This window comes from Chryseobacterium sp. G0162 (assembly GCF_003815715.1).
Classification (GTDB): Bacteria; Bacteroidota; Bacteroidia; order Flavobacteriales; family Weeksellaceae; genus Chryseobacterium.
Genome location: NZ_CP033922.1, coordinates 2,488,876 through 2,502,915 on the forward strand (window position 1 = coordinate 2,488,876; position 14,040 = coordinate 2,502,915).

At 35.6% G+C, this 14,040-nt stretch carries 15 protein-coding genes; 9 read left to right on the top strand and 6 right to left on the bottom strand.

The annotated features are described in order from the left end of the window. Nucleotides 1–77: 77 nt before the first annotated feature. Together EG344_RS11405 and EG344_RS11410 are read left to right on the top strand one after the other, a co-directional pair. Nucleotides 78–764: a LysE family translocator gene (locus EG344_RS11405; RefSeq protein WP_123909534.1), complete on the top strand. Its 687-nt coding sequence runs from the start codon at nt 78–80 to the stop codon at nt 762–764. Continuing rightward, complete coding sequence (locus EG344_RS11410) at nt 761–1,690, top strand: LD-carboxypeptidase (protein WP_123909535.1); 930 nt, start codon at nt 761–763, stop codon at nt 1,688–1,690. Before EG344_RS11405 ends, EG344_RS11410 begins: the two co-directional genes overlap by 4 nt. A 6-nt stretch (nt 1,691–1,696) precedes the next feature. Here EG344_RS11410 and EG344_RS11415 read toward each other — a convergent pair whose 3' ends face one another. Continuing rightward, the gene (locus tag EG344_RS11415; protein ID WP_164464424.1) at nt 1,697–2,764 is read right to left on the bottom strand and encodes a PQQ-binding-like beta-propeller repeat protein; all 1,068 of its coding nucleotides are present in this window, start codon (nt 2,762–2,764) and stop codon (nt 1,697–1,699) included. A gap of 83 nt (nt 2,765–2,847) precedes the next feature. Between EG344_RS11415 and EG344_RS11420 the strand changes: the two genes are divergently transcribed. The 3 genes from EG344_RS11420 (at nt 2,848) to tsaB (ending at nt 4,852) form a co-directional block, all read left to right on the top strand. After that, nucleotides 2,848–3,219: a YraN family protein gene (locus EG344_RS11420; protein WP_123909537.1), complete on the top strand. Its 372-nt coding sequence runs from the start codon at nt 2,848–2,850 to the stop codon at nt 3,217–3,219. 122 nt (nt 3,220–3,341) lie between these two features. Next, a complete protein-coding gene (locus tag EG344_RS11425) occupies nt 3,342–4,091 on the top strand; it encodes an SDR family NAD(P)-dependent oxidoreductase (RefSeq protein WP_123909538.1) in 750 nt (249 codons plus the stop codon). Between the two features lie 86 nt (nt 4,092–4,177). Further along, a complete protein-coding gene (gene tsaB / locus EG344_RS11430; RefSeq protein WP_123909539.1) occupies nt 4,178–4,852 on the top strand; it encodes a tRNA (adenosine(37)-N6)-threonylcarbamoyltransferase complex dimerization subunit type 1 TsaB in 675 nt (224 codons plus the stop codon). A gap of 57 nt (nt 4,853–4,909) precedes the next feature. Here tsaB and EG344_RS11435 read toward each other — a convergent pair whose 3' ends face one another. The 4 genes from EG344_RS11435 to EG344_RS11450 all read right to left on the bottom strand — a co-directional run bounded on the left by EG344_RS11435 (nt 4,910) and on the right by EG344_RS11450 (nt 9,478). Next, the gene (locus tag EG344_RS11435) at nt 4,910–7,498 is read right to left on the bottom strand and encodes a tetratricopeptide repeat protein (RefSeq protein ID WP_228412915.1); all 2,589 of its coding nucleotides are present in this window, start codon (nt 7,496–7,498) and stop codon (nt 4,910–4,912) included. A gap of 147 nt (nt 7,499–7,645) precedes the next feature. Beyond that, nucleotides 7,646–8,209, bottom strand: a complete 564-nt coding sequence (locus EG344_RS11440; RefSeq protein WP_123909540.1) for a Maf family protein — start codon at nt 8,207–8,209, stop codon at nt 7,646–7,648. 8 nt (nt 8,210–8,217) lie between these two features. After that, entirely contained in the window at nt 8,218–8,736 is a 519-nt protein-coding gene (locus tag EG344_RS11445) for a KdsC family phosphatase (protein ID WP_123909541.1), read from the bottom strand. Next, on the bottom strand, nt 8,726–9,478 hold the full coding sequence (locus EG344_RS11450; RefSeq protein WP_123909542.1) for a Rossmann-like and DUF2520 domain-containing protein: 753 nt from the start codon (nt 9,476–9,478) through the stop codon (nt 8,726–8,728). The genes EG344_RS11445 and EG344_RS11450 overlap by 11 nt, the downstream gene beginning before the upstream one ends. Before the next feature lie 182 nt (nt 9,479–9,660). Here EG344_RS11450 and EG344_RS11455 point away from each other — a divergent pair, with 182 nt between their 5' ends. The 4 genes from EG344_RS11455 to lepA all read left to right on the top strand — a co-directional run bounded on the left by EG344_RS11455 (nt 9,661) and on the right by lepA (nt 13,339). After that, nucleotides 9,661–10,212, top strand: a complete 552-nt coding sequence (locus EG344_RS11455) for an RNA polymerase sigma factor (RefSeq protein WP_123909543.1) — start codon at nt 9,661–9,663, stop codon at nt 10,210–10,212. A 17-nt stretch (nt 10,213–10,229) separates the two neighbouring features. Continuing rightward, nucleotides 10,230–10,778, top strand: coding sequence for a hypothetical protein (locus EG344_RS11460; protein ID WP_123909544.1), 549 nt, complete (start codon nt 10,230–10,232; stop codon nt 10,776–10,778). A gap of 9 nt (nt 10,779–10,787) precedes the next feature. Then, complete coding sequence (locus EG344_RS11465) at nt 10,788–11,303, top strand: hypothetical protein (RefSeq protein WP_123909545.1); 516 nt, start codon at nt 10,788–10,790, stop codon at nt 11,301–11,303. A 239-nt stretch (nt 11,304–11,542) separates the two neighbouring features. Beyond that, nucleotides 11,543–13,339: a translation elongation factor 4 gene (gene lepA / locus EG344_RS11470; RefSeq protein ID WP_123909546.1), complete on the top strand. Its 1,797-nt coding sequence runs from the start codon at nt 11,543–11,545 to the stop codon at nt 13,337–13,339. A 48-nt stretch (nt 13,340–13,387) separates the two neighbouring features. On the opposite strand, the gene EG344_RS11475 is transcribed toward lepA, so the two are convergent. Further along, entirely contained in the window at nt 13,388–14,029 is a 642-nt protein-coding gene (locus tag EG344_RS11475; RefSeq protein ID WP_123909547.1) for a DUF1579 domain-containing protein, read from the bottom strand. Nucleotides 14,030–14,040 lie beyond the last annotated feature (11 nt).

Below are 14,040 nucleotides of genomic sequence, written 5' to 3' on the forward strand. Positions count from 1 at the left end.
CTTTATTGAATAATTAAATCATAAAGTATAACTTTGTATAAAACGGAATGAATTTTTTTCATTTTAAAATTTATTAAATGCTTGAACTTGTACTATCTGCCATTATTTTAGGATTCATGTTGAGTCTGGTTTTTATAGGACCTATATTTTTCCTGTTAATAGAGACCAGTTTCTCAAGAGGCCCAAAACATGCCTTATCATTGGATCTTGGAGTCATCACTGCAGATTTACTGTGTATTGTAGCAGCATATTATGCCAGTGCAGATATTGTTACCTTAATAGATAAACATCCGGGCTTTTATAGGATCACTTCTATTCTTATTTTTATATATGGAATTGTAATGCTGGTAACAAAGACCAAAATGCACATGCCTGGTGAAGAGAAGATCATTAGCCAAAACTATATTAAGACCTTTTTCAATGGTTTTTTCTTTAATCTTTTAAATGTTGGGGTCATCCTTTTTTGGCTGGTAACGGTAATTTCTGTGAGAAATCAATATCCGGATACCAGCAGTTTTATTTTATATATAAGCATTGTAATAGGAACTTATCTGGGCATTGACCTTGCCAAGATATTTTTGGCTAAACAGTTTCACGATAAACTTACCCAAAAACTGGCCAACAGGATCAGAAGAGTTGTAGGAGTGATTCTTATCGTTTTCAGTTTCTTTATCTTCCTGCAGAGCTTTAAGAAGTTCAATCAGTTTGACAGGCAACTGGAAGAAGCTGAGAAAAAAGAAGTAAAATATCAACAAACAAAATGAAAAAAATTATCTTTCCAAAAGCTCTTAAAAAAGGAGCTAAAATAGCTGTTATTTCCCCTGCAGGAGCTGTAGATGCTTCCCAACTCGAAAAGGGAATAGAATTAATTAAAAGTAAAGGATTTGAACCTGTTTTAGGGGAACACCTTTATACCAAATTTTCAAACGGATACAATTACGCAGGAACAGAAAAGGAAAGAATAAAAGATATCAATTGGGCTTTAAATGATAAAGAGATTGGTGCCATCTGGGCTTCAAGAGGCGGTTACGGATGTCAGCACCTGATCCAGCACCTGAAACTGAAAAATTTTACCGAAAATCCAAAATGGTATATTGGCTATTCCGATAATACGGTTATACAAAGCTATCTGTTGAAAAAAGGGTTTGCTTCCATCCACGGACAAACCATCAAAACCTCCAGTTTTGGGGTTACCGATGATAGTTATGATTTAATCTTCGATATTTTAAAAGGAAAAACGCCTAAATACAGCCTAAAATCTCACCCATTAAATAAACAGGGTAATATTGAAGGAGAATTAGTTGGAGGGAATTTAGCCCTTATCTATGCTCTTCTGGGGACCAAATATTCTTTTGACTTTAAAGATAAAATCTTATTTATTGAAGATATCGGTGAAAACTTTTATGCTCTAGATCGTATGATGATGAGTCTTGAGCTTGCAGGTGTTTTTAATAAAATCAAAGGACTTATCGTAGGAGGAATGACCAATATGGGTGATGAAAAAGACAACAATGATTATGAATCCAGCTTTGATGAATTTGCCTACAAACTGATCTCTGAAAGAATTTCAAAATATAAATTCCCTGTAGTATTCGGTTTTCCAAATGGACATATCAAAGATAACCGCCCTCTTTTAATTGGCGGGACGGTTACAATAAAGATTGGTGATAAGACAAAGATTGAGTTTTAGTAAGAATTAATCCCTACCCCCGGATTTACTTGGGTAAACTACTTTTCCATCTTTATTAATGATTACAGGAGCTGAAGTGGCGGTTGAGTTTATTGGAAATTTCCATTTTTCTGCGCCATTGCTTTCTAAGAAAGCATATACAAAGTTTGAACCGCCACCACCAACAAATACTGTGGCATCTGTTGAAACAGATTCTGCACTATTAGAATAAATTGTTTTTTGCCATTTTATGTTTCCTGTCTGCTTATCCATAACAGTAATATTTCCCGAACTGGAATTTGCAGAAACATAGTTTTCATTGACAAATGGGCTGCTCGAATATTTACCTGAATTATAAGATTGCCAAATGATATCTCCTGTTAAAGCATTTAATTTGTATAAATAATTTTGATCGGTTATATATAAATATCCATCTAAAATTGTAGGAGAAGAAGATTCAAGAGAGCTTCCAAGCTGCTTTTTCCAATTTAATTCACCTGTTACTTTATTAATGTTATAAATATATCCATTTCTATTCCCGATATAGAGGTTATTTTGTACTATTGAAGGCGAAGAGGAATTAAAAAAACTACCTGCATAATATTTCCATTTCAGTACTCCATTACTTTGATCCAATGCATAAAGATAACCATCATCACTCCCAAAATAAACGATTTCTCCGGAGACTGTTGGACTTGAACTAACGTTAAAATCAGTTTTATATTTCCATTTTAATTCTCCTGTTGCAGCATTTAAGGCATAAAAGTTATCATCATCACTGCCAAAGAAAACGGTATTGTTAGAAACATACACGCTTGATTCAATCGCTTCCCCTGCTTTGAATTTCCATATGAGTGTTCCATTAGTTGCGTCAAGAGCATACAAATATTCATCTGTACAACCCACATATAATACGTTATTATTATAAAAAGCAGTACTATATTGAAACGTTCCTTTAGTCACAGGAAAAGACCATTTTAGCTGACCACTTTGAGAGTCAAGTGCATAATATTTATTTTGCCCGCCAATGAACATGACGTTCTTCGTGTAATTAGTTGGATTTTCGGTAGTATCTTCAGATGAAGAGCAGCTCATTGCGCATGTTAATATAATGCAGCCAAAAAGTAATTTAATTTTCATAGGTTTGATATAGTCAAGGCGAAAATACAAAAATTAATATGGCAAATCACAATGACTTCGGTATCTTAGCAGAAGAATTAGCAGCTGATTATTTGGAAAAAAACGGGTATAAAATTCTGGCCAGGAACTTCCGATTTCAGAAAGCAGAGATTGATATTATTGCTGAAAAGGATGAGTTCATTATCATTGTTGAGGTAAAAGCTAGATCCACCGATGCTTTTATATTGCCTCAGGAAGCGGTGACTAAAACCAAGATCAGATCCATTGTATCTGCAGCAAATCATTATCTGGAAGAATTCAATAAGCAGAATGAGGTGAGATTTGATATCATTTCTGTTTTGCCTGATCACAACAAAAATCTAACGATTGACCATATAGTTGATGCTTTTCAGGCATTTGATGCCAATTAATCATCTTAAAAAATAATAATAAATGGTGTATCACTTTAAGAAGATATCAGTGTAACAATAAAGAACATGCATTGATAAATTGTTAACCTGATTCAATATTACATTCAATAATAATCAGTTTTATGAAAACAATATTCATCACCGGAGCTACTTCCGGTATCGGTAAATCTACAGCTGAGCTTCTGGCAAAACAGGGAAACAGAATCATCATTTGTGGAAGAAGACATGAAGTACTGGAATCTTTAAAGGAAGAATTATCTCATTTTACCGAAATTTTTAGTCTAATGTTCGATGTAAGGAATCTAGAAGAAGTAGAAACCGCAATAAATTCGCTTCCCGAAGAATGGAAAGATATTGATGTTCTGATTAATAATGCTGGGAATGCCCATGGTCTTGATCCACTTTCATCGGGAAAGACAGATGACTGGGATTCTATGATCGATGGGAATGTGAAAGGACTTCTCTATGTTTCCAAAATGATTATCCCAGGTATGAAAACTAAAAATTTAGGTCATATTGTAAATATCAGTTCTGTGGCAGCAAGGCAGACATACGCCAATGGAGTAGTGTACTGTGCTACCAAAAAAGCAGTAGACGTTATTTCTGAAGGAATGAGATTAGAGCTTACTGAATTCGGGGTCAAAGTAACCAATATCCAACCCGGAGCTGTGGAAACAGATTTTTCATTGGTAAGATTCAAAGGAGATAGCGAAAAGGCAGCAACTGTATATACAGGATACGAAGCATTAAAAGCTGAAGATATTGCAGATGCTATTGCTTACTGTGTAAATGCTCCCAAACATGTTACCATTGCCGATATGTGTATTTATCCAAGTGCTCAGGCAGAACCAAGAACAATCTACAGAAAATAGTCTCAAAATAAAGGACTAAATTTGTAGAAAATTTTAAAAGTAATTTTGCTTTTCCGCAAGGTTACCATTTAGCTTAAAACAAGAAAATGAAAATTCTATATCTTGAAACATCCTCTAAAAACTGTTCGGTAGCCGTATCAGATAACGAAAAGCTGCTGTGTGTATGTGAAGAGGTTTCTGAAAACTATAAACAATCTGAAAGTCTTCATACCTATGTTGAATGGGCGCTGGAAGGCGCAGGAATATCACTGAAAGACATTGAAGCAGTTTCCTTAGGAAAAGGACCGGGTTCTTATACCGGATTAAGAATTGGAGCAGCCTCTGCAAAAGGGTTTTGTTATGGGCTGAAGGTTCCGTTTATAGCAATCAATTCTCTTGAAAGCATGATAGAGCCGTTTTTAGGGCAGAACTATGATTTTATAGTGCCATTGATCGATGCAAGAAGAATGGAGGTTTATACAGGTGTTTATGACGGTTCTACAGGGAGAGAAATTTCTGTAACGGAAGCAAAGATTTTAGATGAAACTTCCTTTGAAGAGTTTAGAGATAAGAAAGTAGTCTTTGTAGGAGATGGTGCTAAGAAGGCTAAAGATATTTTAAACCTACCTGATGCAGACTTTAGAGAAGATATTTATCCATCTGCCCAATATCTGATCAAAAAGACATTGGGGAAAATAGAAAAGAAGGAGTTTGAAGATATGGCTTACTTTGAGCCTTTTTATCTTAAAGACTTCCACGGGGTAAAGAAAAAGGGTTCATAGAATTCTATACCCTCAGAAAAATAAAAAAAGCGAAGAGTACATCTTCGCTTTTTTATTTTATTGATTTTGTGGCCTATCAGGAATACTCTTATTTCTAAATTTTGGCTTATCAGTTTTTTGTTGAGGTGTGTTGTTCATATTCACTGAAGGCTTTGGTTGTGCCTGTTTAAGATCCTTCGGCGCTCCATTTGAGTTTCCATTGAGGTTCTCATTGGCCATTGGCTGAATATTGTTGTTTACAGGTGGAGTAGGAGCCCCCGGTTGTTGGGGAATAGAATTCCCTTTATTATCAGTTGCCTGGAAGCTGAGATCACTTTTCAGATAATTCAGCATCTCTTTAGCTCTTATGCCTTCAGGAGTTTTGGAGTAGTTTAAGGCAATCTGTTCAAGCTGTAAGATCATTACTTCCTTCCCACTGGCTTTTCCTGTATTAAAAGCATTCAATAGGTATAATTTCGGAACTAATGCGTCTTTCGGATACTTTTGGAGTGTTTGGTCAATAACTTCTTTACTTTCCCCGAATTTCTCAGCTTCATATAACGCATAAGCTTTTTTGTATTCATTTTCAACATCCTCTGTTGATTTTACAAATGAATTGTTTTTAGGATTTCGGGCAAACTCAGCATATGAAGTATAAGGATAATCAGCTAATAGAATTTGTTTTGCTCTTTCAGCCGCCTGAGGAGTTTTCTCATAATTCATGGCAAAAATCTCATACAATGCCTGAAGCATTACCTTTTCTTCCGGTTTTACATCTACAAGGTCATACAACGTTTTCGTGGCCAGTGGAGTATTGGTAAAATAATTCTGATACATAATCCCAAGGCCTAAAGATGCAGTATCTCTGTCCTTTTTAAGAAGTGCCAGTTTACCCTGATCGGTAGGAATCTGCTCAATGTAATAAGCAGGTTCAAAACGTCTCGGATTAGCAACAGTAGTTACCCCAAGCGCTTCACTTTTCATATCCTCAATAGAAGCCATTTTCTTGGAAAAACGCCAGTTATCAGATAGAGCTCTTTCTCCCCAAACCTGTTTAAATGAAGACGTTCCTTTGCTTACCGTACCTGTATTGTTGAAATAAAAACCTTTCGTTGTTACTCCAAAATCTTCAAAAGAATTAGAATTGTTATTGGCAAAAATAGAATTGGCGTTATAATCTCCGGTATCAAATCCCTTGTTTCGCTCTGCACGTCTTCTTTCCTGTTCCTCTTTCTCCTCCTTAATCTTTAATTTGGCAATATATTTTGAGAAAAATTCTGTTCGTTGTGTATTATCCATCTTAGCTAAAGAAAGAATACTGTCATTCTTTTTGATCAGATAATAGTTTTTAGAAATCTTTTTAATGTAGGCAGACTGATCCTGTAGTAAGATCTTTGAAGGTTCATAAGTCATTACGGCAAGAGCTGAATCATAATACGTTCCCGCACCAATATAATCATTCTTTTCAAGATAACTTTTCCCTATCTCATAATAAGCCAATCCACGAATCTGAGGATCAGAAACCTTCTCAAACAAAGACTTTCTGAAAAACTGCTGTGCTTCATCCTTTTTTCCGGCTTTATTGGCCATAAGCCCTAACGCATAGTAAAATTCATTTTTTCTGGAAGAATAAGTTCCTTTTTTACTAATCCCTTCCAGATAGTTTTTAGCTCCGTTATAATCTCCTTTACCATTGAACGTTTTGGCAATGGCAATTTGGGATTTTACTTCAAATTCAAAATCACTGGAATACTTATAGGCTGCAGTATAGCTTTCTCTTGCTTTATCGTTTTGTCCGAGATTTTCCAGAACCTGACCTCTCAAATAAGCAATTCTGCTCTTCAGCTTTCTATTGGAATTCAGCTCAAAAGCCAAATCAAGCTCTTTCGCAGCATCTTCCTTTTTTCCGGCATCCAAGAGTGATTCAGCATAATAAATGCTTAAAAGTTTGGAATAAGTTTTATTGATTCCATCACCCTTTAGCTTGGCAAAAGTTTCATGGGCTCTGTGGTAGTCTTTGATTTTATCATAAGCTACCCCTTGATAAATTCTGGCCAATGGAATCCTTTTATCATCCTTCATATGAGTGAAGACATAATTAAGTGCATCCATCGCTTCCAACGGTTTATTTCTATAAATTCTGGACTGCGCAAGAATAATATAGGCATCAAAAATCTGTTTGTTTTTTTCCTCGCCGTTTCTGGTAACAGAATATTTATTGATAGCTTTTAATGCCTTGGCTTCAGCAATTTCGAGAGTTGTTGCTCCTTTAGTTGCCGTTCCTCCATCAGGATTAGAAGAAGTATTTCCCTGATTACTTGGCATATTTGGTATATTAGGAATTCCAGAATTTCTTCCGGAGGGTCTGTTGGCAACTTCTGCCATTTTCATGGAATTCTCTGCAAAAGCAGTTGATTGTCCTAAGTCACTTCCTAAAGGCTGTTCTTCAAAGGTAAGAATAGGAATGTAAGGAGCATAAAAATTGTCCTTATGTCCCTTATCTCTAGCTGTAAACTCACTGTTTAAGGCATCCTTAGCATTAAACAGGGTGTTATAATATGTGGAAAATCCTTTCAATAGTTTGGAACGCTGCTCCGGCTTCTTTGTTTTGGTAGCACAGGAAGCAACAAGGCAAATCACTAAAAGGAACAATATATTCTTTTTCATTATTCAATATAACTCGCTAATCTGCTTTTTATTATCAGCAGTTTGATGATTTTGTAAAAATAATAAAATTTTATAATGAATAATATTTATATTTCTTCCGGAAATATTTTATTTCATCTTTATGAGGATCAGAAACCGCTATGATTTTTAATTAGCGGAGATCTCTTTTAAAATTTTGTAAACCATGTGGGTCGGAAGCCCCATAATAGTATAAAAACTACCTGTAAGGTTTTTGATTTTTGCCATTCCCAGCCATTCCTGGATACCATAACTTCCGGCTTTATCAAAAGGCTTGTAATTTTGAATATAATACTGAATTTCTTCATCAGTGATCTCATCAAAAGTCACATCAGCAACATCTGTTTCCGTAAATACCTTATCTGCAGTTTTGATGGTTATTCCAGTATATACCTGATGGGTTTTTCCTGAAAGGCTTCTGAGCATATGATAAGCATCTGCTTCATCCTTTGGCTTCCCCAGAATCTGCTGATCTATGGCAACGACAGTGTCAGCGGTCAGTAAAACTTCATCAGCTGTAAGACTTCTGAAAGCATCTGCTTTTAATTCAGCTAAATAGGCAGCAGCTTCCTCTATTTTTATAGATTCAGGAATAATTTCCTCACAGTCGATTTTTACCACTTCAAATTCAAAACCAAGGCTGGAAAGGAGTTCCTTTCTTCTTGGTGATTGTGATGCTAAAAGTAATTTCATAAGTAGGATTATACAGATTGTGTGTTATCATCATGCCAGTTCCCCTGAACTTTCATTACCTGTTCAATGACATCGCGTACAGCACCGCTTCCTCCTTTTATTGGAGAAATATAATCAGCTACTCCTTTTACTTCAGGAACAGCATTTTCAGGACATGCCGCAATGGCAGAGTTTTCCATGATATGAATATCCGGAAGATCATCTCCCATGGTTAGAATCTCCTCATTTTTAAGGTTATACTTCTTTTTAAAATCTTCAAAATCTTCCATTTTATTATGGGATTTCGGATAATAGTCCTGAATACCAAGGTAATTGATTCTATGTTTTACCATATCATCATTCCCACCTGTAATAACTCCTATTAAATAGTTGTTTTTTAGGGCTTTAACTACTGCATAGCCATCCAGTACATTCATTACCCTGCACATATTTCCTCCTGGCATCAGATAAACACTTCCATCTGTGAAAACTCCGTCTACATCAAATACAAAGGCCTTAATATCCTTTAATTTCTCTTTATAACTCATACATTTTTTGAATAGAATGATTCATTGTCTTATAAATGCTAAGACTTTCTTCGTCTTGTAATAATTGCTCATGTAATTCTAAAACCCTAAGATCATTTCTTACAGCCGGTCCCGTTTGAGCCATTTTAGGATCTATCTCATGAATCTTCTGAACCGTTTCATCAATCAAGGGTAAAAAATAATCAAATGGAATCTCCTGAGAATCCGAAATTTCCTTAGCTCTTGAAAAAAGATGATTCACAAAATTGCACGCAAAAACTGCAGTCAGGTGAATGTACTTTCTTTTTTCATGATTGCTTTCCATCACATTTTTCGAAATCCTCGAAGCCAGTTCAAAGAGTATTTTTGTATCCTCTTCATTTTCAGCTTCAATGAAAAACGGAATCTTGTCGTATTCAAGTTCTTTGGATTTTGAAAAGGTTTGTAGCGGATAAAAACTTGCCTTTCTGTATTGTCCGTTCAAAGTTTCCTTTGGAAGAGAACCTGAAGTATGGGCAACCAGACAGTTATTTTTAGTAATCAATGTCGAGACTTCTCCTACAGAATTATCACTTACACAGATGATATAAAGATCTGCATCTTCAAGATGTTCCGTAGAATAAGGAATATTCAGTTCTTCAGAAATTTTACTCAATTCTTTTTCGTTCCGCCCAAAAATCTGAGCAAGGGAAATACCTTTCAGGTTGAAGGCTTTTGCCATGTGATACGCAACATTTCCGGAACCGATAATTACAATTTGCATCTAACAAATATAAGATTTTAAGCTGAGTCGGGAAAGGAAGAGTAATACAGAAGCTTGAAACTTAAATATAGGCACGTTTATTGCGTAACTGTCTCATATTATTTTTAATATTTATACTGAAAATTGAATAATTAATTTAACTTTCAGTTATTTTTGTAATCCAAAATAGTGAAAGGCATCTTATGAAGATTAAGGACGCGGAGATTATTTCGTTGATGCAGAATCCACGGACACAGGATAAAGGTGTTCGTGCCTTGATGGATGCCTATCAAAGCAGATTGTACTGGCACATACGAAGAATTATTGTGGACGGAGATCTTGCCCAGGATACTTTGCAGGAAACTTTTATTAAAGCTTATCAGAATTTTCATCAGTTTAAAAACGATAGCCAGTTGTATACCTGGCTGTATAGAATTGCTACCAATGAAGCTCTACAGCAGGTTAATAAACTGAAGAAAATGCAGAAAACAGATGAAGATCCGGAGTATCATATGCAAAATCTTGTAGCAGACAATGTGGAAGGAGATGCCGAAGAAATACAGCTGTTACTGCAGAACGCCATACAAAGCCTGCCGGAAAAGCAGAAACTGGTATTTATGATGCGGTATTATGATGATTTGCCCTATGAAGAGATATCTAAAATTGTAGAGATGTCCGTAGGAACATTAAAAACAAATTATCATTATGCCAAACAGAAAATAGAAGAATATATTAAGGAAAATTACGAAAGATAATTTTTGACAAAACAAAGATGAAAGAGTTCGACATAGAAAAACTAGAACGTAAAAACATTTACACAGTCCCTGATAATTTGTTTGAAAATATTCAGGAGAGGGTTATGAATGATATAAAGGCGGAGCAAAAAGCACCAGCACCGGTCTTTAAATTAAATTGGATGTATGCAGCAGCAGCGTCACTGGCTTTGATCTTTGGAGTAACTTTTATTTATAATTCCAATAATGATTCTGCAGATAAAGAGCTGAATTCAAAAGAGGCGTATGCGATGCATAAAGGAGAACCTCAGACGGAAGCTGAGCTTGCTTATGAAACATTGAAAGGAGATTTAACCTCTGTTGAAAATAATAATCAAACAGTTGTAAATCAGAAAAATAATACTTCTTTAGCTGTGAAAAGCGAGGGAGGAAATGAAAAAGAAACTGTTTCACAAAAAGTAGTGAAACCAGTAAATAAAAAAGAAGAAACACGGATGAATGAATATCTGGATTCGTTCTCCAATTCTGAAATTGCAGAACTGGCAAGTAACTCGACTCAGGATGTTTATTTGGATTTATATAATTAATAAAGAAAGATGAAAAAGATACTATTGACGTTTTTTATTATTTATGGTTTTAGTCTTGGCTTAAATGCTCAAAGAACCGATTATGACTGGAAAAAGATGGATCCTAAACAAAGGAAGGAGGTCATCAACAATCTTTCTCCTGAAGAAAGAAAGGAACTCCTTAAAAAATTCAGGAATAATATGATCATGGATAACCTAAATGTAGATCCGGGAGATAAGGCGGAATTTACACAGCTTTATAATGAGTATCTTGACAGTCAGAAACAGATAAAAAGTCAATTTGATCCAGGCTTTAATCCTGAAACACTATCCGATGACGAAGCGAAAGCTAAATTACAGCAAAGCTTTGAAATAGGGCAGAAGCTTTTGGATAACAGAAAAAAATACGCAGAGAAAATGCAGGAGGTAATTCCCTGTCAGAAAGTTCTGAAGTTATTTCAGTCTGAGGGTATGATGAGAGATAAAATGAACGAAAGAAAACCCCATGTACACAGTAATACTTCGGGACCTAAACAAAACCCATAATAGTTTATTTTTTTAATGTTGGACGGCTCTTACAATTTCTTTTTGTGAGAGCCGTTTAATTATCTCTTTAAATCTATATTTTGTCGGAGAATAAAGAGATTATTATGTTGAAGAGAAATATTCCGAACAAGAGAGAGTATGATAATTCTGATGAAAATTTAAATAAATTGATACAATAAGATGATGAAAGACAATAATCTCTCGCTTTTTTTTATCTTTGCAAATTACAAGATTCTTAAATGAAAAACATACGAAATTTTTGCATAATCGCTCATATCGACCACGGTAAAAGTACCCTGGCAGACCGTCTTTTGGAGTACACGAATACCGTTACTCAAAGAGAATTACAGTCTCAGACGCTTGATGATATGGATTTGGAAAAGGAACGTGGGATTACGATTAAATCTCACGCGATCCAGATGGATTATGAATATAAAGGAGAAAAATATATTCTAAACCTGATTGATACACCGGGACACGTAGACTTTTCTTACGAAGTTTCCCGTTCTATTGCTGCCTGTGAAGGGGCGCTTCTTATTGTAGATGCTGCTCAGAGTATTCAGGCACAAACAATTAGTAACCTGTATTTAGCATTGGAAAATGATTTAACAATCATTCCGATTTTGAATAAAATTGACCTTCCGTCTGCTAATCCTGAAGAAGTAACTGATGAGATCATGAATCTTATCGGATGCGAATATGAAGATGTATTGAGAGTTTCAGGAAAAACAGGTGAAGGAGTTCATCATTTATTGGAGCAGATCGTTGAAAGAATCCCTGCACCGGTAGGAAATCCTGACGGACCACTTCAGGCCTTGATCTTTGACTCTGTTTACAACCCATTCAGAGGGATTGAAGCTTACTTCAAAGTAGTAAACGGTAGCATTACCAAAAATGAAAAGATTAAATTCTTTGCTACAGGAAAAGAATATGGAGCTGATGAGGTAGGTACCCTGAAATTGAAGCAGGTTCCAAAGAAAACCATTCAGTGTGGAGATGTAGGTTACCTTGTTTCAGGGATTAAAGATGCCCGTGAAGTAAAAGTAGGAGATACCATTACTTCTTTCGAGAAACCTGCTGATGGACCGATTGATGGATTTGAAGAAGTAAAACCAATGGTATTTGCTGGTATTTATCCAATTGATTCTGAGGATTTTGAAGAATTGAGATTCTCTCTTGAAAAATTAAGATTGAATGACGCTTCTTTGGTTTTTGAACCGGAAAGTTCAGCCGCTCTTGGTTTCGGTTTCCGTTGTGGATTCTTAGGAATGCTTCACATGGAAATTGTTCAGGAACGTTTGGATAGAGAGTTCAATATGAACGTAATTACTACAGTACCTAACGTATCATACTTCGGATATACTAAAAAAGAACCTGAAGTTCCGATTCTGATCAATAACCCATCTGAAATGATGGATCCTTCTACAATGGATAGAGTAGAAGAACCTTTCATTAAGGCTTCTATCATTACAAAATCTGACTTTATTGGAGCGGTAATGACTTTATGTATTGAAAAAAGAGGAGAGATCGTTAACCAAAGTTATTTAACATCGGAAAGAGTTGAATTAATTTTCAATATGCCTTTGGCTGAGGTTGTTTTCGATTTCTATGACAGACTGAAATCAATCTCTAAAGGATATGCATCATTCGATTACCACCCGATCGGATTTAGAGCTTCCAAGCTTGTAAAAATGGACATTCTGATCAACGGTGACATGGTAGATGCTCTTTCATCATTGATTCACGATAGTAATGCTTACTATATTGGTAAGAGAATGTGTGAAAAGCTTCGTGAGTTGATCCCAAGACAGCAGTTTGATATCGCTGTTCAGGCAGCATTAGGAACGAAGGTTATTGCAAGAGAAACCATCAAAGCCTTAAGAAAAGACGTTACCGCAAAATGTTACGGAGGGGATATTTCCAGAAAGCGTAAGCTATTGGAAAAGCAGAAAGAAGGTAAAAAGAAAATGAAACAGATCGGAAGAGTAGAAGTACCACAGTCTGCGTTTATGGCTGTATTAAAGCTTAATGACTAATTTGTTATAAAATAACCCCCGCTTCAAACTGAGACGGGGGTTTTTATTTTACTTTTTACGGGTGAATTTTATTTCCATTGTTTTCATTTCCTTTCCTGTTTTCGGATTAGGTCCGTACATCTCTAAAGTATGGTTGTTATCATCAGTGAATATATAGACTTCTCTTACTTCACATTCTTTTCCAGGTCGGCTTGGATCCGTCATTTTGCCCTTAAAATCAATTGATTTTTTACTAGGGTTCCAATCTCCTTCTGCATGCATTAGGCCTGTTCCCATATTGTCAATCCATGTACTTACAAATTTTTTCTTGGCATTGTCATATCCCATAATACTCATTCCTTCAAATGGCATTCCCATGAAGTTTCCTTTGTAATTACTTACCTGATAACGTCCATCAAAGATCATTTTATTAGTACATTCAGAGGTACTGGTAGCTGCCTTTCCACTGTCATCCATCCACATACTCGTAGAACCCGTCCAGTTTCCGTCAAATTTCGCCAGCATTTTATGCATATCGCCAGGCGTTGCAAAGTCCATCCATGCCTTAGTTGCTGTGGCAGAATCTACAGGTTTCCATTCAGATGTTGTGGCAGAATCATTTTTATCAGAATAATCTGAAGCTTTTGTTTTTCCTTTCTCACAAGCTGTACATAAAAAAGCTAGAGAAATGATTGCTAGTAAATTTTTCATAAATATTTAAT

Coding starts and splice junctions, on each gene's coding strand:
- EG344_RS11440 (WP_123909540.1), bottom strand. CDS start 8,209: ATGAAATTACTTTTAGCATCACAATCACCAAGAAGAAAGGAACTCCTT.
- EG344_RS11415 (WP_164464424.1), bottom strand. CDS start 2,764: ATGAGCTGCTCTTCATCTGAAGATACTACCGAAAATCCAACTAATTAC.
- EG344_RS11465 (WP_123909545.1), top strand. CDS start 10,788: ATGAAAAAGATACTATTGACGTTTTTTATTATTTATGGTTTTAGTCTT.
- EG344_RS11445 (WP_123909541.1), bottom strand. CDS start 8,736: ATGAGTTATAAAGAGAAATTAAAGGATATTAAGGCCTTTGTATTTGAT.
- EG344_RS11425 (WP_123909538.1), top strand. CDS start 3,342: ATGAAAACAATATTCATCACCGGAGCTACTTCCGGTATCGGTAAATCT.
- EG344_RS11450 (WP_123909542.1), bottom strand. CDS start 9,478: ATGCAAATTGTAATTATCGGTTCCGGAAATGTTGCGTATCACATGGCA.
- lepA (WP_123909546.1), top strand. CDS start 11,543: ATGAAAAACATACGAAATTTTTGCATAATCGCTCATATCGACCACGGT.
- EG344_RS11475 (WP_123909547.1), bottom strand. CDS start 14,029: ATGAAAAATTTACTAGCAATCATTTCTCTAGCTTTTTTATGTACAGCT.
- EG344_RS11460 (WP_123909544.1), top strand. CDS start 10,230: ATGAAAGAGTTCGACATAGAAAAACTAGAACGTAAAAACATTTACACA.
- tsaB (WP_123909539.1), top strand. CDS start 4,178: ATGAAAATTCTATATCTTGAAACATCCTCTAAAAACTGTTCGGTAGCC.
- EG344_RS11405 (WP_123909534.1), top strand. CDS start 78: ATGCTTGAACTTGTACTATCTGCCATTATTTTAGGATTCATGTTGAGT.
- EG344_RS11435 (WP_228412915.1), bottom strand. CDS start 7,498: ATGAAAAAGAATATATTGTTCCTTTTAGTGATTTGCCTTGTTGCTTCC.
- EG344_RS11410 (WP_123909535.1), top strand. CDS start 761: ATGAAAAAAATTATCTTTCCAAAAGCTCTTAAAAAAGGAGCTAAAATA.
- EG344_RS11420 (WP_123909537.1), top strand. CDS start 2,848: ATGGCAAATCACAATGACTTCGGTATCTTAGCAGAAGAATTAGCAGCT.
- EG344_RS11455 (WP_123909543.1), top strand. CDS start 9,661: ATGAAGATTAAGGACGCGGAGATTATTTCGTTGATGCAGAATCCACGG.